General features: G+C 73.0%; 20 protein-coding genes and 1 riboswitch. Of the genes, 18 read left to right on the top strand and 2 right to left on the bottom strand.

What is annotated here, in order from left to right; genetic code table 11:
* Genes DRV84_RS03845 through DRV84_RS03835 form a run of 3 tightly spaced genes read left to right on the top strand, consistent with a single transcriptional unit; the run spans position 1 to position 4,813 of the window.
* The gene (locus tag DRV84_RS03845) at positions 1-2,004 is read left to right on the top strand and encodes an NADH-quinone oxidoreductase subunit 5 family protein (RefSeq protein ID WP_115978557.1); all 2,004 of its coding nucleotides are present in this window, start codon (positions 1-3) and stop codon (positions 2,002-2,004) included.
* Positions 1,983-3,452: a complex I subunit 4 family protein gene (locus tag DRV84_RS03840; protein ID WP_205026721.1), complete on the top strand. Its 1,470-nt coding sequence runs from the start codon at positions 1,983-1,985 to the stop codon at positions 3,450-3,452. The genes DRV84_RS03845 and DRV84_RS03840 overlap by 22 nt, the downstream gene beginning before the upstream one ends.
* On the top strand, positions 3,449-4,813 hold the full coding sequence (locus tag DRV84_RS03835) for an NADH-quinone oxidoreductase subunit N (protein WP_115978555.1): 1,365 nt from the start codon (positions 3,449-3,451) through the stop codon (positions 4,811-4,813). Before DRV84_RS03840 ends, DRV84_RS03835 begins: the two co-directional genes overlap by 4 nt.
* Positions 4,814-4,970: 157 nt before the next feature.
* On the opposite strand, the gene irrA is transcribed toward DRV84_RS03835, so the two are convergent.
* Complete coding sequence (gene irrA / locus DRV84_RS03830) at positions 4,971-5,387, bottom strand: iron response transcriptional regulator IrrA (protein ID WP_115978554.1); 417 nt, start codon at positions 5,385-5,387, stop codon at positions 4,971-4,973.
* Positions 5,388-5,560: 173 nt separating this feature from the next.
* On the opposite strand from irrA, the gene fabA reads away from it, so the two are divergent.
* The 3 genes from fabA to DRV84_RS03815 are packed head-to-tail and all read left to right on the top strand — an operon-like array spanning position 5,561 to position 8,112.
* Positions 5,561-6,067 carry a bifunctional 3-hydroxydecanoyl-ACP dehydratase/trans-2-decenoyl-ACP isomerase gene (fabA, locus tag DRV84_RS03825; RefSeq protein ID WP_115978553.1) on the top strand — a complete coding sequence of 169 codons (507 nt, stop codon included), beginning with the start codon at positions 5,561-5,563 and terminating at the stop codon, positions 6,065-6,067.
* Positions 6,068-6,081: 14 nt separating this feature from the next.
* Positions 6,082-7,311, top strand: a complete 1,230-nt coding sequence (gene fabB, locus DRV84_RS03820) for a beta-ketoacyl-ACP synthase I (protein ID WP_115978552.1) — start codon at positions 6,082-6,084, stop codon at positions 7,309-7,311.
* 9 nt (positions 7,312-7,320) lie between these two features.
* Entirely contained in the window at positions 7,321-8,112 is a 792-nt protein-coding gene (locus DRV84_RS03815; protein WP_115978551.1) for an enoyl-ACP reductase FabI, read from the top strand.
* Positions 8,113-8,127: 15 nt separating this feature from the next.
* Here DRV84_RS03815 and DRV84_RS03810 read toward each other — a convergent pair whose 3' ends face one another.
* On the bottom strand, positions 8,128-8,997 hold the full coding sequence (locus tag DRV84_RS03810; RefSeq protein WP_115978550.1) for a glycosyltransferase family 2 protein: 870 nt from the start codon (positions 8,995-8,997) through the stop codon (positions 8,128-8,130).
* 95 nt (positions 8,998-9,092) lie between these two features.
* Here DRV84_RS03810 and miaB point away from each other — a divergent pair, with 95 nt between their 5' ends.
* From miaB to DRV84_RS03750, 12 genes are all read left to right on the top strand, one after another.
* Positions 9,093-10,421: a tRNA (N6-isopentenyl adenosine(37)-C2)-methylthiotransferase MiaB gene (gene miaB, locus DRV84_RS03805; protein ID WP_115978549.1), complete on the top strand. Its 1,329-nt coding sequence runs from the start codon at positions 9,093-9,095 to the stop codon at positions 10,419-10,421.
* Between the two features lie 284 nt (positions 10,422-10,705).
* Entirely contained in the window at positions 10,706-11,218 is a 513-nt protein-coding gene (locus tag DRV84_RS03800; protein ID WP_115978548.1) for an OmpA family protein, read from the top strand.
* A gap of 10 nt (positions 11,219-11,228) precedes the next feature.
* Positions 11,229-11,525 (top strand): hypothetical protein, encoded by a 297-nt coding sequence (locus DRV84_RS03795; RefSeq protein ID WP_115978547.1) that lies wholly within the window; start codon positions 11,229-11,231, stop codon positions 11,523-11,525.
* Positions 11,526-11,655: 130 nt separating this feature from the next.
* A complete protein-coding gene (locus DRV84_RS03790; protein ID WP_115978546.1) occupies positions 11,656-12,621 on the top strand; it encodes a PhoH family protein in 966 nt (321 codons plus the stop codon).
* The gene (gene ybeY / locus DRV84_RS03785) at positions 12,602-13,126 is read left to right on the top strand and encodes an rRNA maturation RNase YbeY (protein ID WP_115978545.1); all 525 of its coding nucleotides are present in this window, start codon (positions 12,602-12,604) and stop codon (positions 13,124-13,126) included. The genes DRV84_RS03790 and ybeY overlap by 20 nt, the downstream gene beginning before the upstream one ends.
* 35 nt (positions 13,127-13,161) lie before the next feature.
* On the top strand, positions 13,162-14,061 hold the full coding sequence (locus DRV84_RS03780; protein WP_115978544.1) for a hemolysin family protein: 900 nt from the start codon (positions 13,162-13,164) through the stop codon (positions 14,059-14,061).
* Positions 14,054-15,571 (top strand): apolipoprotein N-acyltransferase, encoded by a 1,518-nt coding sequence (lnt, locus tag DRV84_RS03775; RefSeq protein ID WP_115978543.1) that lies wholly within the window; start codon positions 14,054-14,056, stop codon positions 15,569-15,571. The genes DRV84_RS03780 and lnt overlap by 8 nt, the downstream gene beginning before the upstream one ends.
* A 42-nt stretch (positions 15,572-15,613) precedes the next feature.
* A riboswitch (SAM-SAH riboswitch) is annotated at positions 15,614-15,662 on the top strand.
* A 6-nt stretch (positions 15,663-15,668) separates the two neighbouring features.
* Positions 15,669-16,835 carry a methionine adenosyltransferase gene (metK, locus tag DRV84_RS03770; protein WP_115978542.1) on the top strand — a complete coding sequence of 389 codons (1,167 nt, stop codon included), beginning with the start codon at positions 15,669-15,671 and terminating at the stop codon, positions 16,833-16,835.
* Between the two features lie 136 nt (positions 16,836-16,971).
* Positions 16,972-17,724, top strand: a complete 753-nt coding sequence (gene trmB, locus DRV84_RS03765; RefSeq protein ID WP_115978541.1) for a tRNA (guanine(46)-N(7))-methyltransferase TrmB — start codon at positions 16,972-16,974, stop codon at positions 17,722-17,724.
* A 135-nt stretch (positions 17,725-17,859) separates the two neighbouring features.
* Positions 17,860-19,218, top strand: a complete 1,359-nt coding sequence (gene aroA / locus DRV84_RS03760; protein ID WP_115978540.1) for a 3-phosphoshikimate 1-carboxyvinyltransferase — start codon at positions 17,860-17,862, stop codon at positions 19,216-19,218.
* Positions 19,215-19,694: a hypothetical protein gene (locus tag DRV84_RS03755; RefSeq protein ID WP_115978539.1), complete on the top strand. Its 480-nt coding sequence runs from the start codon at positions 19,215-19,217 to the stop codon at positions 19,692-19,694. The genes aroA and DRV84_RS03755 overlap by 4 nt, the downstream gene beginning before the upstream one ends.
* A gap of 11 nt (positions 19,695-19,705) precedes the next feature.
* Complete coding sequence (locus DRV84_RS03750; protein ID WP_115978538.1) at positions 19,706-20,329, top strand: (d)CMP kinase; 624 nt, start codon at positions 19,706-19,708, stop codon at positions 20,327-20,329.
* The last annotated feature ends 80 nt before the right edge of the window (positions 20,330-20,409 follow it).

The following is a 20,409-nucleotide window of genomic DNA, read 5'->3' as shown; positions in this document are numbered from 1 at the left end:
ATGCTGGCATACCTTCTCCTTCTGGTGCCGACGCCGCCGCTCGCGGGCTTCGTGCTGCTGGCGCTCGATCCCTACCGGCTCGACCGGCGCGCGGTGCGCGCGGCGGCGCTGGTGGCGGGCTGCGCGCCGCTCGTGGTGATGGCGCCGATGGCGCTCGCCCATCTCACGAAGTTCTGGGGCGACCAGATCGCGCCGATCTTCACGCTCCACGTCGGCAACTACGAGGTCGCGCTGGCCGTCGGGCTCGACACGCTGAGCGCGGTGACGGCGCTGACGGTGACCTTCGTCTCGGCCTGCGTGCTGATCTACGCGCTCGATTACATGTCGGGCGCGCGCAACGCCGACCTGCGGCGGTTCTTCGCGCTGATGAACCTCTTTCAGGCGGGCATGCTGTCGATGGTGCTCGCGGCCGACTCGATCACCTTCTTCCTCGGCTGGGAGTTGATGGGGCTCTGCTCCTTCTTCCTGATCTCCTACAACATGACCTCGCCGCGGGCCTTCGCGGCCGGGCAGAAGGCCTTCGTCATCACGCGCATCGCCGACGCGGCGCTGCTCGCGGGGCTTCTGCTGCTGTTCCTCGAGGCCGGCTCCGTGCGCCTCGCCGAGCTGATCCCGGCGGGCGCGGCGCTCGACACCGCGCGCGGCCCGCTGATCGCGGCGCTCCTGCTCGTGGGCGCGATGGGCAAGTCGGCGCAGTTTCCCTTCCACACGTGGCTGCCCACGGCGATGGCGGGGCCGACGCCGGTCTCGGCGCTTCTGCACTCGGCCACCATGGTCGCCGCAGGCGCTGTGCTGCTGGCGCGCTTCGCGCCGGTGCTCGCGGCGAACGACAGCGTCGCCGCGGCGACGGCCGTGGCGGGCGTCGTCACCGCGCTCTTCGGGGCGGCCTCGGCGGTGGCGCAGACCGACGTGAAGCGGCTGCTCGCCTATTCCTCGATCAGCCAGATCGGCTACATGCTCGTCGCCGTGGGCGTCGGCGTGCCGGCGGTGGCGATGGCGCATTTCGTCGTGCACGCGCTCTTCAAATCGCTTCTTTTCATGGCCTCGGGGGTGCTCGCGCACGCCGGCGCGGGCGGCACCTCGATCGCGGCGCTGCGCGGCACGGCGCGGCGCGCGCCGATCTCCTTCGCGGCCTTCGCCGCCGGGGCGGCCTCGCTCGCCGGTCTGCCGCTCGTCACCGCCGGGTGGTGGTCGAAGGAGGCGATCCTCGCCTCGGCCTTCGAGGCGGGCTGGCTCGGCCTCGGCGTCTGGGCGGTGGGGCTGACCGCAGCGGCGCTGACGGCGGTCTACGCCTTCCGCCCGGTCTTCACCGCGCTGCGCGCGCCTGAGACCGAGACGCCGCGCGGGCGCGAGAGCTGGCTCGCCGTCGGGCCGCTCGTGGTGCTGGCCGTGCTGGCGCTCGCCGGGGGGCTCGGCGTGAAGCCGCTGACCGAGCTTCTGGGCGGGCACCCGCCGCATCCCGCGCTCTGGGTCGAGCTCGCCGGGGCCGCGGCGGCGCTGCTCGGGATCGCGGGATCGGCCGCGGTGACCTTCCTGCCGGCGCTCGCCGGGCGCGTGGCGCGGGCGCGGCGTCTGCGCGCCGGGCTGCAGATGGACGCGCGCTATTACGCGCTTCTCGTGCGGCCCTACCGGCGGTTCGTGCGGCGCCTCTCGGGCGGGCGCGGCGAATGGGTCACCCGCGTCGTCGCGCCGGGGCGCGGGACCGAGGGCGTCGAGCGCGAGCTCGAGGGCGCGGTGCGCCACGCCCGGCAGCCGGAGGGCGCGACCTCCGACCCGGTGGGACAGGCGACGGTCGTGCTCGGGCTCTGGGTCTGGCGCGCCCTGCTGCTGCCCTTCTCGCCGGACCGGATGGACATGGCCTGGATGCAGGGCGCCCGCGGCATCGGGCGGGCCGCCGAACGCGCGCGGCGGCTCCAGACGGGCCGGGTGCGCGACTACGCGCTGGCGCTGGCCCTCGGGCTCGCCGCGCTTCTCTTGATCGGATGGGGGATGACATGGCGCTGATCGCGCAGCTACTGCTTCCGTTCTTCGGCGGCTTCGCCGCGCTTCTGGCGGCGCGAACGGGCCGCGACCGCGAGCGCTGGGTGGCGATCGCGGCGATGGCGGCCACGCTGGCGGCGCTCGCGGCGGGGGTCGCCCTCGGCGACGACGGGCGCTGGCTCGCCTTCTACCGGGCCGACTGGGCGCCCTCCTTCGGCATCCAGGTGCTGCTGGCGATGGACGGGCTGACGGCGGCGATGCTGGCGATCTCCTCGGGGCTCGGCATCATCTCGGTCTTCATCTCGTGGCACGTCACGCATCGCTCGGCGCTCTTTCACGCCGCGATCTGCTGGACGGTGGCGGCGGCGAACGGGGTGTTCCTGTCGTTCGACCTGCTGATCTTCGCCTTCTTCTGGGAGCTGATGATCGTGCCGGCCTTCCTGCTGATCGCGCTCTGGGGCCACGGCGACCGCGAGGCGGCGGCGATCAAGTTCCTCGTCTTCAACGCGGTGGCGGGCCTCGGGCTGCTGGCGGCGGTGTTCTGGATGGGCGCCACCTCGGACCCGGTGACCTTCGACGCCTTCGCGCTGGCCGAGACGGAGTATTCCGAGACCGCGCAGATCCTGCTCCTGCTCGGCTTCGCGCTCGCCTTCATGGTCAAGCTGCCGGTGCCGCCCTTCCACGCCTGGCTGCCCGACGCGCACACGCAGGCGCCGACGGCGGGCTCGATCCTGCTCGCCGGGCTTCTGCTCAAGACGGGCGCCTACGGGCTCTTCCGCTTTCCGCCGATGCTCTTTCCCGACGCGCTCATGGCGCTCGCCGGCTGGGGCATGGCGCTCGGCGCCTTCGGGGTGGTCTACGGCGGCATCCTCGCCTGCGGGCAGACGGACGCGAAGCGGCTCGTGGCCTACACCTCGGTCGCGCACATGAGCATCGTGCTGATGGGCGTCTGCGGCGGGGTGCACTTCGCGCTGATCGGCGCGGGCGTCGAGATGATCGCGCACGCCTTCTCCTCCTCGGCGCTCTTCCTGCTGATCGGGGCGCTGCAGCACCGCACGGGCACCCGCGACCTGCGCGAGCTGGGCGGCCTGCAGAAGACGGCGCCGGCCTTCGCCACCTCCTTCGCGCTCTTCTTCGCCGCGGCGCTCGCCATGCCGGGGACGGCGAACTTCCTCGGCGAGGCGCTGGTCATCACCGGCATGTTCCAGGTCAACTGGGTCTTCGCCGCGATCGCGCTCGTCTCGCTCGTGGTCTCTGTGGTCTACGCCACGCGGCTGATCGGCGGCATCGCCTTCGGCGCGCCGAAGCCGGCGGTGGAGAACGCGCCGGACCTGCACCGCTACGAGCTCTGGCCGATCGCGATCCTCGGGCTCTGCGCGCTGGTCTTCGGGCTCTTCCCGCAGCTCCTGATCGGCTGGCTCTGGACGGCCGTGGAGGCCGCGCTTCAGCCCCTGATCGTCGTGCAGCCATGACGGGCGCGGCGCTTCTCTCGCTCGGGCCGCTGGCGCTGACCGGGGTCGCCGGGATCGCCGCGATGGCGATGGCGCCCGTGGCGCCGCTGCGCGCGATCCGTGGCACGACGGCGACGCTGATGGCGGCGGCGCTCGCCCTCGTCGCGCTGCGCGCCGGGGCGGCACCCGCGCCGGCCTACGCGCTCCTCGCCGACGACGCGCTGGCGCGGCTCGGGGCGGCGCTCGCGCTGCTCGCCGGGCTCGGCATCCTCGCCTTCGTGCGCGACGAGGACGGCGCGCGCGAGGGGCCGGCGCTGGTCGCGCTGGCCACGAGCGGGGGCGTGGCGCTCGCGGGGGCGACGAACGGCGCGGCGCTGATCCTCGGGCTCGAGATCACGACGCTCGCCATGGTCGCGCTCACCCTGATGCCGCGCAGCGCGCCGGCGGCCGAGGCGGGCTACAAGCTCTTCCTCATGGGCGGCGTCAGCGCGGCGACGCTGCTGCTCGGCGCGGCCTTCGCCTTCGCGGGGAGCGGCTCGCTCGCGCTCGCCGACTGGGGCGGGAGCGGCGGCCTCGCCGCGGTGGGCGGGGCGCTCCTCCTGGCGGGGCTCGCCTTCAAGTTCTCGCTCGCGCCCTTCCACATGTGGGTGCCGGACCTCTTCTCGGGCGCGCCGGCCTCGGCGTCGGCGCTCGCCGGGGCGCTCTCCAAGGTCGCCACGGGCGTCGCGCTCCTGCGCCTCGCTGAGGTCGCGCCGGGCGGCGCGGTCTGGGCGCTCGGCCTCGGCGCGGCGGGGGCGGCGGCGGCGCTCCTCGGCAACATCGTGGCGATCCGCCAGGAGAGCCTCGCACGGATGCTGGGCTATTCGACGATCGCGCATTCGGGCTATCTCGCCATGATCCTCGCCGCCGGCGGGCCGCTCGCGGGGGAGGCGACGCTCGTCTATCTCGCGGCCTACGCGCCGGCGGTCGTCGCGGCGCTTTGTGTCGCCTCGGCGCTCGGCGGGGTGTCGCGGACGGAGCTTCGCGGGCTGGTGCGCCGCCAGCCGCTGGCCGGTTTCGCCCTCGGCCTCGCGCTTCTGTCGATGGTCGGGCTGCCGCCGGCGGTGGGCTTCATCGGCAAGGTCTATCTCTTCTCCGCGCTCGCGGCGGCGGAGGCCTGGGCGCTCCTGGCCGCCGCGGCGGTGGGCGCGGCGGTGGCGTTCTACTATTACCTGCGCTTCGGCATCGCGGCGCTCGCCGCGCCGGAGGGAGAGGAGACCGCCCCCGCGCCCGCGCTGTCGGTCGGCGCCAGGCTCACGCTCGCCGTCGCGGTGGCGCTGATCGTGCTGCCCGGGCTCTACCCCGAGCCGCTTCTCGCGCTGGCGGGGGCGGCGGCGCCCTAGGGGCGCGCCGCCCGGGGCGGTGGACGGCCCCGGGGGGTCGCGCAAGGCGGGCGGTCGGGCCGGGCCGGACAGCGCGGGCGGGCGCCCCGCCGCTTGGGCGTGCCCCTCGCAAGGGCTGATGAAACGGAGCCGCGCCCGGTGCGTCCCGGCGCCGCCCTCAGCGGCGGCGCAGCCGGATCACCACGTCGACCTTGGAGATCTCGGCCCCCTCCGGCGCGCTCGGCAGCTGGCGAATCTCCAGCTCGTCCGAGGGCGCGTCCGAGAGGCGGCCGTCGTCCTCCCAGAAGAAATGCGGGTGGTCGTGGGTGTTGGTGTCGAAGTAGCTCTTCGACCCGTCCACCGTGATCTCTTTCATGAGGCCGGCGGCGCAGAAGGCGCGGAGGGTGTTGTAGACGGTCGCGAGCGACACCTTCTCGCCGCTTTGCTGCACGGCGGCGAAGAGGCTCTCGGCGGTGACGTGCCGGTTGTCGCCGTCGCCGACGAGCAGCGCGGCGAGCGTCAGCCGCTGCCGGGTCGGGCGCACGCCCGCGCGCGCCAGCCACGCGCCGCCTCGGTCCATCGCATCGGGGGTCATCGCGGTCGGCCTTTCCTCCATGCCCCGAATATAGAGTGCGCGGCCCTCAGGTTTCAACGTCAAACCCGCGACGGCGTGACCGCGCCCGCGGCGGGCGAGCGCACTTGCGGGACCTGTCGGGCGGGTGCTAGAGCCTGCCCGACACGCAGGCCACGATGCAGGAGCGCGCCCGAATGGCGGACCATCCGACCAGCTTCGACAAGGAAGGCCTGCTGCAGTGCGCGCGGGGCGAGCTCTTCGGCCCCGGCAACGCGCAGCTGCCCGAGCCGCCGATGCTGATGATGGACCGCGTGACGGAGATCTCCGCCGACGGCGGCGCGCACGGCAAGGGCCACGTCGTCGCCGAGCTCGACATCACGCCGGACCTCTGGTTCTTCCAGTGCCACTTCCCGGGCGACCCGGTGATGCCCGGCTGCCTCGGGCTCGACGCGATGTGGCAGCTCACGGGCTTCAACCTCGGCTGGCGCGGGATGCCGGGCCGGGGCCGCGCGCTCGGCGTGGGCGAGGTGAAGTTCACCGACATGGTGACGCCGGCGACGACGCTGGTGACCTACATCGTCGAGTTCACCCGCGTCATCGACCGCAAGCTCAAGCTCGGGCTGTCGAACGGCCGGATGCTGGCCGACGGCAAGGAAATCTACACCGCGACCGACATGAAGGTCGGGCTTTTCAGCGACTGAGGGAGGACGCCCCAATGCGCCGCGTCGTCGTCACGGGGCTCGGCATCGTCTCGTCCATCGGGACGACCGCCGACGAGGTGCTCGCGTCCCTGCGCGCGGGCCGCTCCGGCATCACCGCCAACGAGCAGATGAAGGAGCACGGCTTCCGCAGCCAGGTGGCCGGTGCCCTCGACATCGACGTGAGCGAACACGTCGACAAGCGCGCGCTGCGCTTCATGGGGCCGGGGGCGGCCTACGCCCACATCGCCATGCAACAGGCGATCGCCGACGCGGGGCTGGAGGAGGCCGACATCGTGAACGAGCGCTCGGGCCTCGTCGCGGGCTCCGGCGGCCCCTCGACCAGCGCGATGCTCGCCGCGCATCAGACGGTGCTCGAGAAGGGCAGCCCGAAGCGCATCGGTCCCTTCGCCGTGCCGAAGTGCATGTCCTCGACGATCAGCGCGAATCTCGCCACGGCCTTCAGCATCAAGGGGATCAACTACTCGATCACCTCGGCCTGCTCGACCTCGCTCCACTGCATCGGCAACGCCGCCGAGCAGATCATGATGGGCAAGCAGGACCTGATGTTCGCCGGCGGCGGCGAGGAGCTCGACTGGACCCTCTCGTGCCTCTTCGACGCCATGGGCGCGATGAGCGCGAAGTTCAACGACACGCCCGAGCGCGCGAGCCGCGCCTTCGACGCGGATCGCGACGGCTTCGTGATCTCGGGCGGCGGCGGCATCGTCGTGCTCGAGGATCTGGAGCGCGCGAAGGCCCGCGGCGCGAAGATCTACGCCGAGGTGACGGGCTACGGCGCGACCTCCGACGGCCACGACATGGTGGCGCCCAGCGGCGAGGGCGGCGAGCGCGCCATGCGCCTCGCGCTGCAGACGCTGCCGGAGGATCGCAAGGTGGGCTACATCAACGCGCACGGCACCTCCACGCCCGTGGGCGACGTGGGCGAGGTGGAGGCGGTGCGCCGCATCTGGGGCGCGGGGAACACCCCGCCCATCAGCTCCACCAAGTCGATGACCGGCCACAGCCAGGGCGCCACCGGCGCGCAGGAGGCGATCTATTGCCTCCTGATGCTGGAGCACGACTTCATCGCGCCCTCGATCAACGTCGAGACGCTGGACGAGGGAATCACCCAAGGCGAGATCGCGACGGAGCGGGTGGACGGCGTCGCGCTCGACACGGTCATGACCAACAGCTTCGGCTTCGGCGGCACGAACGGCGCGATGCTGCTGAGCAAGTATCACGGATAGGGACGGGCGATGGCAGGGCAGCTTACGGGCAAACGCGGTCTGATCATGGGCGTCGCCAACGACCGCTCGATTGCCTGGGGCATCGCGCAGGCCATGCACGCGGCGGGCGCGGAGCTCGCCTTCACCTATCAGGGCGAGGCCTTCGGCAAGCGGGTGGAGCCACTCGCCGCCTCGGTGGGCTCGGACCTCCTCGTGGATTGCGACGTAACCGACGACGCGGCGATGGACGCGGCCTTCGAGGCGCTCGCGGCGCGCTGGCCCACGATCGATTTCGTGGTGCACGCCATCGCCTACTCCGACAAGGCGGAGCTCACGGGGCGCTTCATCAACACGACCCGCGACAACTTCAAGCACTCGCTGGACATCTCCGCCTATTCCTTCATCGACGTGGCGCGGCGCGCGCAGCCGCTGATGGCGGAAAACGGCGGTGCGCTGATGACGCTGACCTACCAGGGCTCCAACCGCGTCGTGCCGAGCTACAATGTCATGGGCGTCGCCAAGGCCGCGCTGGAGGCGGCGACGCGCTACCTCGCCAACGACCTCGGCCCCGAGGGCATCCGCGTGAACGCGCTCTCGCCGGGGCCGATGAAGACGCTCGCCGGCGCGGCCATCGGCGGCGCGCGGCGCACCTACAAGCACACGGCGACGAACGCGCCCCTGCGCGCCAACGCCACGCTGGAGGCCGTGGGCGGCACCGCCGTCTGGCTCGCCTCGGACGCGGGGGCCTTCACCACCGGCGAGATCGTGCATGTCGACGGCGGCTTTCACGTGCTGGGGATGCCGCAGATCGAGAACCTCTGACGCCGGGCGGCGCGCTCAGAACCACTGCCCCGGCTCCATCAGTCCCAGATCCAGCAACTGGCGGGAGTGCCACTCGAAGGGCACCGAGTTGCGCCAGCGAAAGCTCCGGATCGCGTCCCGCGAGCCGGGGTTCGTGGCGAGCGCCTTCGCCGTGCGGAAGCTCGCCACCGCCGCCGTCAGGTTGTTGTGCCAAGGGCAGGCGTAGGTGTTGTATTCCTCGTCCGAGAAGGTGTGATCGGCCCGCAGCCTGAGCCCCGGTTTCGCCCGGAAGAGCGACACGCGGTCGATCTTGCGCCGGTCGGGGGGCACGTGCTCCTCGAAGCGCCAGCGCAGCCCGCCGAAGAAGTCGAGCTGACGCTCCTTCGGGTGGCCGTGGTTCGCCGGGGCCAGCCGGGCGAGCGCGTAGTAGCCCGTCCGGTCCAGCATCGCGTGATCGAGCGAGACGGCGTCCGGCGCCTCCGCGAGGTCGGGCGCGTAGAGGTCCACGACGAAGGTGAGCATCGCGTCGCGCCGCTCCTCGGCGTGAAAGGCAAGCATTTCGCCCACCGTGCGCGTCTCGCAGAAGGGATAGAAGAGGAACTCGGCGTTGTGGCAGTAGAAGAACCAGGTGCCGGGCGCGGCGTCGGTCAGCCGGTTCACCGCGCGCGTCAGCGCGTCCTCCGCCCAGGGGTCGTGGCGGATGCGGTGCACGCTCTCGACGAGGTCGGGCGCGAGGGCGAGCGCGTCCGGCATCAGGCAGAGAACCGCGCGGAAGCCCAGTTGCTGATGATGGCGCAGCGTCGTGTCGAGCGCCGCGCCGTCCTCGGCGAGGACCACCGCCACCGGCCCCCGCGCCAGCGCCGCGCGGCCGCGGCGCAGGAAATCCTCCAGCCCGTCGTAGTGCATCCCTGACCCTCCGGCGGCGACGCTCGTCCAGCCCGCGCCACATTGCAAGAGCGGCCCCGTCCGCGCTAGAGACGCAGGGCGAACAGGAGCCCCAGATGACCGAGCCGCGCAAACTCTACGTCCGGACCTACGGCTGCCAGATGAACGTCTACGACAGCGAGCGCATGGCCGAGGCGCTCGCGCCGGCGGGCTACGTCGCCACGGACAGCCCCGACGACGCGGACATGATCCTGCTCAACACCTGCCACATCCGCGAGAAGGCCGCCGAGAAGGTCTATTCCGAGCTCGGCCGCTTCAAGCCGCTGAAGGCCGCGCGCCCCGATCTCAAGATCGGCGTCGCGGGCTGCGTCGCGCAGGCCGAGGGCGAGGAGATGATGCGCCGGCAGCCGATGGTCGATCTGGTCATCGGGCCGCAAAGCTACCACCGCCTGCCCGCGCTCGAGGCGAAGCTGCGCGAGGGCGGCCGCGCCGTCGAGACGGAGTTCCCGGCCGAGGACAAGTTCGACCACCTGCCGCAGCGCCCGAAGGCGACGCGCGGGCCGACCGCGTTCTTGACGGTGCAGGAGGGCTGCGACAAGTTCTGCGCCTTCTGCGTGGTGCCCTACACCCGCGGCGCGGAGGTCAGCCGCCCCGCCGCGCGCGTCCTGTCGGAGGCGCGCGATCTGGTGGCGCGCGGGGTGCGCGAGGTCACGCTGCTCGGGCAGAACGTCAACGCCTACCACGGCGAGGGGCCGGAGGGGGGCGAATGGTCGCTCGCGCGGCTGGTGCGCGCGCTCGCCGAGGTCGAGGGGCTGGAGCGCATCCGCTACACCACCTCGCATCCCAACGACATGGACGACGACCTGATCGCGGCGCACGGCGACTGCGCGAAGCTCATGCCCTACCTGCACCTGCCCGTGCAGGCCGGCAGCGACCGCATCCTCAAGCGGATGAACCGCAAGCACACCGCCGAGAGCTACATCCGCCTGATCGAGCGCATCCGCGCCGCGCGGCCCGACATCCTGATCTCGGGCGATTTCATCGTCGGCTTCCCGGAGGAGACGGAGGAGGACTTCCGCGCGACCCTCGATCTCGTGGAGGCGGTGAACTACGGCTACGCCTTCTCGTTCAAGTACTCGCCCCGCCCCGGCACGCCCGCGGCCGAGCGCGCGCAGGTCGACCCGGCCGAGGCGCAGGACCGCCTCGAGCGGCTGCAGGCGCTCCTCGGGCGGCAGCAGCGCGCCGTGCAGGACGCGATGGTCGGGCGCGAGGTCTCGGTCCTCTTCGAGAAGCCGGGGCGCTTCCCGGGGCAGATGGCGGGCAAGTCCGAATACCTGCACGCCGTCCACGTCGAGGACCCGCGCGCCGAGGCGGGCAGCATCGGCCGCGTGCGCGTGACCGAGAGCCATCCGAACTCCCTCTCGGGCGTGCTCGTCGGGGACTGAGCGCCGCGACCGTTTCCGCCTTGCGCACAATCGGTTTCCACGCGCCCTGCGCGGGGGAAGGTCGGCTGTTTTTCCTTCACAGTCTCCGCGCCTTTGATAAACTTTCGATTATACGTCGAACGATCGGCGCGGCGTCGATCGTTCGGATCGATCGGGAAAAGGGGGACGAGTCCGTGGTCAGGAGACGAGCCGGACGGCTGCGCGCCGTCGCCGCCGGGATCGCCGTCGCGCTGACAGGCGCCGGCGTCGGAGCCCCGGGGGCGACGGCCGGGACGACACACGACATGCGGGCCGCGAGCGCGACACCGGTGATCGCGACGCAGGACCGCACGGTGCAGGGCGAACGCTACGAGCCCGGCATCTCGATCACGCCGGACGGCTGCGAGGTCTGGGTGATGGACGACGGCGCCGAGGGCTACGCCGTGGCGAACGTCAATCCCGACGGCACGCCGGTCTGCCGCGAGATCAACGTGTGCGGCACCATGAACGCGGATCAGTTCTTCGCCACCGACAGCCACCACATCGGCTCCGCGGGCCGCGAGCGTCTGCGCGCGTTCTTCGATCAGGCGACGGCCTTCGGCTACATCATCGTCGGCCACACCGACTCGCGCGCGTCGGACGAGTACAACATGCGGCTGTCCTTCCGCCGCGCGAACGCGGTCGCGGCGGTCGCGCAGGAGACCGGCGCGCGGGTGATCGACGTGCGCGGCTACGGCGAGCGCCGCCCGCGCGCCACGAACGCCACCGCCGAGGGCCGGGCGCAGAATCGCCGCGTCGAAATCCTGTGCGTGCGCTGAGGGGGGCGTCATGAAAATCGTCAGATTCGCCGTTTTCGCCGCCGCGGCCGCCACGCTCGCCGCCTGCAGCACGGGCCCGGACAAGTCGCGCGACCGCGGGATCGATTCCAAGAACCTCTCGGAGCTCGAGTGGGGCATCTGGGTCGATCCGCAGGGCTGCGACAACTGGATCGCCGACGACGGGTTCGAGGGATACATGGCGCGCCGCCTCGACCGCTACGGGGAGCCCGTCTGCTCGGGCGTCGCGCCGCCGGAGACGGCCACCGGGCCGTTCAAGGAGGGCTCGCCGATCCCGGACGCGATCTGAGCGGCGGGCGCGCCGGCGTGACGCGGGGCCGTCCGGAAAGCGCCGGGCGGCCCCGCGCGCCATCGGGCCGTGTTGCATCGCGGCGCGGCGCTTGGCACCCTGCGCCAAAGCCCCGCCTGAGGAGACCCGCGTGAGCACAGGCACCCTGACCGAGGCGCTCGTCGAATTTCCCGACAACCGGCTCCTCATCGATCTCTGCGGCGAACACGACCGCCATCTCGCGGAGATAGAGACCAAGCTTCACGTCCAGATCATGCGCCGGGGCAACCAGCTCGCCGTGATCGGAGAGGACGCGGCCCGGCAGGAGGCGGTCGAGGTGCTCGAATCGCTCTACCGCCGGCTCGAACAGGGCCGCAGCGTCGAGCGCGCCGACGTGGACCGCGAGTTGCGCGCGGGCCAGGCGCCCGGCGGGCAGATGGAGATGTTCGGCGCCGGCCCGGTCGAGATCAAGACCCGCAAGAAGCTCGTGGAGCCGCGCACCGAGGCGCAGCGCGCCTATGTCGGCGCGCTCTTCCGCAATGAGCTCGCCTTCGGCATCGGCCCGGCGGGCACCGGCAAGACCTATCTCGCGGTGGCGGTGGGCGTCTCGATGTATCTCGCCGGGCGGGTGGACCGCGTGATCCTCTCGCGCCCGGCGGTCGAGGCGGGCGAGCGGCTCGGCTTCCTGCCCGGCGACATGCGCGAGAAGGTCGATCCCTACATGCAGCCGCTCTACGACGCGCTGAACGATTTCCTGCCCGCCAAGCAGGCCGCGCGGCTGATGGAGGAGAAGACGATCGAGATCGCGCCGCTCGCCTTCATGCGGGGGAGGACGCTGTCGAACGCCTTCGTGGTGCTCGACGAGGCGCAGAACGCCACCTCGATGCAGATGAAGATGTTCCTGACCCGCCTCGGCGAGGGGTCGCGGATGGTCATCACGGGCGACCGCAGCCAGGTGGACCTGCCGCGCGGCGTCGCCTCGGGCCTGCGCGAGGCCGAGCGCATCCTCGGGAGCGTGCCGGGCATTTCCTTCAACTACTTCACCGCGAAGGACGTGGTGCGCCACCCGCTCGTCGCCGCGATCATCGACGCCTACGATGCCGACGCCGCCGGCTGAGGTGGCCGAGGCTGCGCCGGGCGTCGAGACGCTCGTCGAGGACCCGCGCTGGGAGGGTGCCGACCTGCCCGGGCGCGCCGCGCGCGCGGCGGCGGCGACGCTCGCGCATCTCGGCCTCGACCCGGCCTCGTGGGAGATCGCGGTGCTCGGCTGCGACGACGCGCGCATCGCGGAGCTGAACGCGACGTTCCGGGCCAAGCCGCGGCCCACCAACGTGCTGAGTTGGCCGTCGGAGGACCGCGCCCCGGCGCGCCCCGGCGCCGCGCCGGCGGCCCCCGACCCGGCCGACCCGGAACTCGGCGATCTGGCGCTCGCCTTCGATACCTGCGCGCGCGAGGCGGCGGCGGCGGGCAAGCCGCTCGGCGACCACGCGACGCATCTGATCGTGCACGGAATTCTGCATCTTCTCGGCCACGATCACGAAACCGAGGCCGATGCGGCACGCATGGAGCGGCTCGAGGTGGAGATACTTGGCAAACTGGGGCTCTCTGACCCATATTCATGAGGGCGGCCCCGAGGCCGCGGTCTGGAACGAGAGAGATGGACGGAAGCGACGATTCGTCTAGCGCGGCGCACGGCGCGCAGGACGACCCCCCGCAATCAGGGCATTCACACGACGGCGGCCTCTGGCGGCGCCTCCTCGACGCGTTCAACCCCGCGAGCGAGGAGGAGGACGCCGAGGCGGAGGGCGCCGAGGGCGCGCCGGACGACCGGCGCCAGACCCACGGCCTCGTCAACCTGCGGCGCCTGCGCGTCGAGGACGTGGCCATCCCCAAGGCCGAGATCGTGGCCATCCCCGACAGCGTGACCCGCGACGAACTGGTGGGCGTCTTCCGCGAAAGCGGGCTGACGCGGCTGCCGGTCTATCACGGCACGCTCGACACCCCGGTGGGGATGCTGCACCTCAAGGACTTCGCGCTGAAGCACGGCTTCAACGGCGACGGGCCGGACGTGGACATTCAGGCGCTGCTGCGGCCGCTCCTCTACGTGCCGCCCTCCATGCCGATCGGCGTGCTCTTGGCCAAGATGCAGTCCGAGCGGCGGCACATGGCGCTGGTGATCGACGAATACGGCGGCGTCGACGGCCTGCTGACGATCGAGGACCTGATCGAGCAGGTCGTGGGCGAGATCGAGGACGAGCACGACACCGACGAGGACAGCCTCTGGGTGCGCGAGAAGGCGGGCTGCTACCTCGCGCAGGCGCGCACCACGGTCGAGGAGTTCGAGCAGGAGATCGGCCTCAGCCTCTCGGAGGCCGAGGAAATCGACTCCGAGGAGATCGACACCCTCGGCGGGCTGGTATTCATGCTCTCGGGACGGGTGCCCGCGCGCGGCGAGGTGGTCGAGCATCCCACCGGCGTCGAGTTCGAGGTGGTCGACGCCGACCCCCGCCGGATCAAGCGCCTGCGCATCCGCATCCCCGAGACGCCGGATGTCTGACGAGGGCGCGGCCGCCGGGCAGGCGGCTGCACGGCCCGCGCGGGCCGTGGCGCTGCGGCGCATCGCCGCGCCGGCGGCCGGGGCCGCCGCGGCGCTGGGCCTCGCGCCCTTCGACGTCTGGCCGGCGACGCTCGCCGGGCTGATCGCGCTCGCCGCGCTCTGGCAGGCCGCGCCGGACCCGCGCGCCGCGGGCCGGGCGGCCTTTCTCTTCGCGGCGGGGTATTTCGGCGTCGCGCTCCACTGGATCGTCGAGCCCTTCTTCGTCGAGCCGGAGCTCTACGGCTGGATGGCGCCCTTCGCGCTTTTCTTCATGGCGACCGGGCTCGCGCTCTTCTGGGCGCTCGCCGGCTGGGCGGCGGCGCGGGCGCGGCTGGGGCTCGGGGGCTTCGCCGCGCTCCTCGCGCTGGCCGAACTGGCGCGGGCGCATCTCTTCTCGGGCTTTCCATGGGCGATGCCGGCGCACGCCTGGATCGGCACGCCCGCGATGCAATGGGCGGCCTGGATCGGGCCGCACGGGCTGAACCTCGCCACGCTGGCGCTGGCGCTCGCGCCCGTCGCGCTTTGGGCCGCCGGGCGGCGTGCGGCGGGGGGCGCGGCGCTCGCCGCCGGTCTCGCGCTCCTCTGGGGCGCGGGCCTCGCGCGGGAGGCGCGCCCGCTGCCCGATCCGCGGGCGGAGACGGCGCGCCTGATCCAGCCCAACGCGCCCCAGCGCGAGAAATGGGACCCGGACCGCATCCCGGTCTTCTACGCGCGGCAGGTGAGCTACACGATGGCCGCGCCGCGCCCGGATCTGATCCTCTGGCCCGAGACGGCGCTGCCCGGGCTTCTGGAGCGCTCCGCGCGCCCGCTCGCCCATATCGCCGAGGCGGCCGGCGGCGCGCCCGTCGTGCTCGGCATCCAGCGGAGCGAGGCGGGGCGGTTCTACAACTCCGCCGTCCTGATCGGGCCGGAGGGCGAGGCGCGGGACATCTACGACAAGCACCACCTCGTGCCCTTCGGCGAATACATGCCCCTTCCGGCGCTCTGGGCGAGGCTCGGCATCACCGGCCTCGCCGCGCGGGCGGAGGCGGGCTACACGCCCGGACCGGGGCCGCGCACGCTGGATCTCGGCGCGCTCGGCCACGCGTTGCCGCTCATCTGCTACGAGGCCGTCTTTCCCGAGGACGCCATGGGCACGCCCGAGCGGCCCGCGATGCTTCTGCACCTGACCAACGACGCGTGGTTCGGTACCTTCTCCGGGCCCTATCAGCACCTCGCGCAGGCGCGGCTCCGCGCGGTGGAGCAGGGGGTGCCGGTGCTGCGCGCGGCCAACACCGGCGTCTCTGCGGTGATCGACGCGCGTGGCGGGCTGGCGGAGACGATCCCGCTCGGCACGGCGGGCTACGCCGACGCGCCGGTTCCGGCCGCGCTCGCCTCCCCGCTCTACGCGCGCACCGGCGGCTGGCCCGCCGTCGCCGCGATGCTCGCGCTGCTCGGTCACGCCGCCGCGCGCCGCGCGGGCGGACGTTGACCTTTCGTCGGGCCGGCTCTAGGCAGGACGGACACACACAAACGACCGTCACAACGGCTTCCTGGCGTGGCGGGACAACCCCAATGGAGCATTTCCCATGGCACGCGGCGACTACATCTTCACCTCCGAGTCTGTCTCGGAGGGGCACCCGGACAAGGTCTGCGACCGGATCTCGGACGCGATCCTCGACACGCTCCTCGCCGAGGAGCCCAACGCCCGCGTGGCCTGCGAGACCTTCGCGACCACCGGCCTCGTGGTGATCGGCGGCGAGGTCGGCCTCTCCGATCCCGAGCTTCTCAAGAACTATATGGGCCGCTTCGGCCAGGTCGCGCGCGACTGCATCAAGGACATCGGCTACGAGCAGGAGAAGTTCCACTGGAACACCTGCCATGTGCTGAATTTCCTGCACGAACAATCCGCCCACATCGCGCAGGGCGTGGACAAGGACGGCGCGGGTGATCAGGGCATCATGTTCGGCTACGCGGTGGACGAAACGCCCGAGCTGATGCCGGCGCCGATCCAGTACGCGCACAAGATCCTGCGCCGCCTGTCGGAGGCGCGCAAATCCGGGCGCGAGCCGGAGCTGCGTCCCGACGCCAAGAGCCAGCTCACCGTGCGCTACGAGGACGGCCGCCCGGTCGAGGTGCTGCAGGTGGTGCTCTCGACGCAGCACGCCCACGAGGGCCAGACCTCCGACGACATCCGCGCCATCGTGGAGCCCTACATCCGCGAGGTGCTGCCGGCCGAGTGGATCACCGACAAGACCGAATGGTGGGTGAATCCGACGGGCACCTTCGTGATCGGCGGCCCGGACGGCGACGCGGGCCTGACGGGGCGCAAGATCATCGTGGACACCTACGGCGGCGCGGCGCCGCACGGGGGCGGGGCGTTCTCGGGCAAGGACCCGACCAAGGTGGACCGCTCGGCGGCCTACGCCGCGCGCTACCTCGCCAAGAACGTGGTCGCCGCGGGGCTGGCCCGGCGCTGCACGCTGCAGCTTTCCTACGCCATCGGCGTGGCGCGGCCGCTGTCGATCTACATCGACACCCACGGCACGGGGCAGGTGGACGACGCCGCGATCGAACGCGCGATCCCGCAGGTGATGGAGCTCACGCCGCGCGGCATCCGCGAGCATCTGGGCCTCGACCGCCCGATCTACACCCGCACCGCCGCCTACGGTCACTTCGGCCGGGAGCCCGAGGCCGACGGCGGCTTCTCGTGGGAGCGCACGGACCTCGCCGAGGCGCTGAAGAAGGCCGTGTGAGGACGCGCGCGGCGCGGCGGTGCGCGCCGCGCCCGCCGGGCCCCGGCGCTCCGGGCGGCGGGGGCGCCGCGGCCGTCACGACAGGCAGGGGCGCGGCGCGTTGCGCCCGGCGGCCCGCCTCGCTAGATCGCGCGGCATGACGGACGATGATCGCCCCGCGGCGCCCTGGCGCAACTTCTACGGCCGCATCCACGGCAAGCCGCTCAAGCCCAACCAGCGCCGCTGGCTGGAGGAGGACCTGCCGCGCCTCGCCCCCGGGCCGGTGGGCCGGGAGGAGAACCCCGAGCGCCGGCCGCTCGACCTCGGCGCGCTCTTCGGCGGCGCCCCGGTCTGGCTGGAGGTCGGCTTCGGCGCGGGCGAACACATGGTGCACCAGGCGACGCGCCGCCCGGACGTCGGCATCCTCGGCGCGGAGCCCTACGTCAACGGCGTCGCCGCGGCGCTGGGCAAGATCCGGACGGCGGGCGCGACCAACCTGCGCGTGCACGCCGGCGACGTGCGCGACCTGCTCGATGTGCTGCCCGCAGTCTCCATCGCGCGGGCCTTCGTGCTCTACCCCGACCCCTGGCCCAAGACGCGGCACCACCGCCGCCGCTTCGTCACGCCCGAGCACCTCGTGCCGCTGGCGCGGGTGATGGCGCCGGGCGCGGAGCTGCGGCTGGCCACGGACATCCCCGATTACGTGCGCCAGACGCTGGAAGAGGTGCCGCGCCACGGCTTCGACTGGCTGGCCGAGCGGCCCGCCGACTGGCGCGAGCCCTGGGACGACTGGCTCTCGACCCGCTACGAGCGCAAGGCCCTACGCGAGGGGCGGCGGCCGCATTACCTGACCTTCCGCCGCCGGCCCGCGGAGGGAGATTTTTCGTTCGAAAAATCTCCTGAAGCCTGAGCGCGCCCCGGCCGCACCTTGCGAGCGTCCGGGCGCCGTTGCGGTTTTTCGTACGAAAAACCGCCCCGCGCTCCGCGGCGCTGGACGCTCTCCGCCCCCTCGGCTATCGAAGGCCGCGATCACGAGGGAGGCCCCATGTCCGCAGGCGAGACGCGCCAGCCGATGACCGCCCGCGCCGGCGCGGCGCTCGCGGGGACGGCCGAGATTCCCGGCGACAAGTCGGTGAGCCACCGCGCGCTGATCCTCGGCGCGCTCGCCGTGGGCGAGACGCGCATTTCCGGGCTGCTGGAGGGCGAGGACGTGCTGCGCACGGCCGAGGCTATGCGCGCCTTCGGCGCCGAGGTCACGCGGGATGGCCCGGGGCGCTGGCGCGTCCACGGCGTGGGCGTCGGCGGCTTCGCCGAGCCCGACCGGGTGATCGACTGCGGCAACTCGGGCACCGGCGTGCGCCTCGTCATGGGGGCCATGGCGACGAGCCCGATCGCCGCCACCTTCACCGGCGACGCGAGCCTCGTGGGCCGGCCCATGGCGCGGGTGACCGACCCGCTCGCGCTCTTCGGGGCAGAGGCCGTGGGCCGCGCCGGCGGGCGGCTGCCGATGACGGTGGTGGGCGCGCGGGAGCCGGTGCCGGTGCGCTACACGCTGCCCGTGCCCTCGGCGCAGGTGAAATCCGCGGTCCTCCTCGCCGGGCTCAACGCGCCGGGACGCACGGTCGTCACCGAGGCCGAGGCGACGCGCGATCACACCGAGCGGATGCTCGCCGGCTTCGGCGCCGAGGTCGCGGTGGAGGACGGCGCGGAGGGCCGGGTCATCACGCTTACCGGCCAGCCGGAGCTTTCGGCGCAGACGCTCGCCGTGCCGCGCGATCCCTCGAGCGCGGCCTTCCCGGTCTGCGCGGCGCTGATCGCGGAGGGCTCCGAGGTGCGCGTGCCGGGGATCGGGCTCAACCCGACGCGGGCGGGGCTTTACGAGACGCTCCGCGAGATGGGCGCGGATCTCGCCTTCGAGGACCGGCGCGACGAGGGGGGCGAGCCGGTGGCCGATCTGGTCGCGCGTTTCTCGCCCGGGCTGCGCGGCGTCGAGGTGCCGCCCGAGCGCGCGGCGGCGATGATCGACGAATACCCGGTGCTGGCCGCCGTGGCGGCCTGCGCCGAGGGGGCGACGGTGATGCGCGGCGTCGGCGAACTCCGCGTGAAGGAGAGCGACCGCATCGCCGCCATGGCCGAGGGGCTGCGCGCCTGCGGCGTCCCGGTGGAGGAGGGCGAGGACTGGTGGATCGTCCACGGCCGCGGCGCGGGCGGCGTCGCGGGCGGCGCCACGGTGGCGAGCCGGCTCGACCACCGCATCGCCATGTCGTTCCTCGTGCTCGGGCTGGCCGCGCAGGCGCCGGTGACGGTGGACGACGCCGCGCCGATCGCCACCTCCTTTCCCGACTTCCTGCCCCTCATGCGCGGCCTCGGCGCAGGGATCGCGGCGGAGCCGGTCGCGGCATGAGCGCGCGCGGCGCACTCCTCGCGCTCGCGCTCGCCACGGCGGCGGTCCACGCCGCGCTCGTCTGGGTCGGCGTGGTGCGGGCGATGCGGGAGGCCGGGGGCCTCAGGCCCTTCGACCTGCGCCCGCTCGGCTACGATCACGCGGCGGCCGAGGCTTACCTTGCTGCGCTGACCGAGAGCGGCCGGGCGCTTCTCCTCGGGCCGGTGGCGGTGCTCGACACGGCCTACCCGGTGCTGCTGGGCGCGTTGCTGGCCGGGCTTCTCTGGCGGCTCGGGCGGCCCTGGCTCGCGCCGCTGCCTTTGCTCTACACCGCCGCCGATCTCTGGGAAAACGCGCGCGTGCGCGCCATGATCGCGGCGGGGCCGGAGGGCGTCACGCCGGAGATGGTCGCGGGGGCGAGCGCGGTCACGCAAGGCAAATACGCGCTGCTCGTCATGGCGCTCGCCCTTCTGTGGGCGGTCTGGCGGCGGCGATGAGGGAGAGGCGCATGGCACTGACGATCGCGGTGGACGGTCCGGCGGCGAGCGGCAAGGGCACGATCGGCCGCGCGCTGGCCGAGCGTTTCGGGCTGGGCTACCTCGACACGGGTCTGCTCTACCGCGCCGTCGGGCGGCGCATGCTCGACGGCGAGGCGCCGGTCGCGGCGGCGCGCGCCCTCTGCGCCGCCGATCTCGAGGCCGAGGGCCTGCGCGGGCCGGAGGCGGCGGAGGCGGCCTCCAGGGTCGCGGCGATCCCGGAGGTGCGCGCCGCGCTCGTCGATTTCCAGCGCGCCTTCGCCGCGCGCGAGGGGGGCGCGGTGCTCGACGGGCGCGACATCGGCACGGTGATCTGCCCCGACGCGCCGGTGAAGCTCTACGTCACCGCCACGGCCGAGGCGCGCGCGGCGCGGCGTTTCAAGGAACTCGTGGGGCAGGGGCACGCCACCAGCTTCGAGGACGTGCTCGCCGACATCCGCGCCCGCGACGCCCGCGACGCGGGCCGCGCCGATGCGCCGATGCGGGCGGCCGAGGACGCGGTGCACATCGACACTACCGAGCTCGACGTGGCGGCGGCCATCGCGCGCGCGGTGGCCGAGGTGGCGGCGCGGCAGGCCGGGGGCGCGGACGGCTGACCCCGGCCCGCGGCCCGGGTCATCGGCGGCGTGCCGCCCATCTGTTTGCGTCGCGCCGGGGGACTGCTACGTCTGCGCGT

The sequence above is a fragment of the Rhodosalinus sediminis genome (assembly GCF_003385555.1).
GTDB classification, from domain to species: domain Bacteria; phylum Pseudomonadota; class Alphaproteobacteria; order Rhodobacterales; family Rhodobacteraceae; genus Rhodosalinus; species Rhodosalinus sediminis.
Note: the sequence above shows the minus strand (reverse complement) of the source record. Positions and strands in the feature narration are given on the sequence as shown.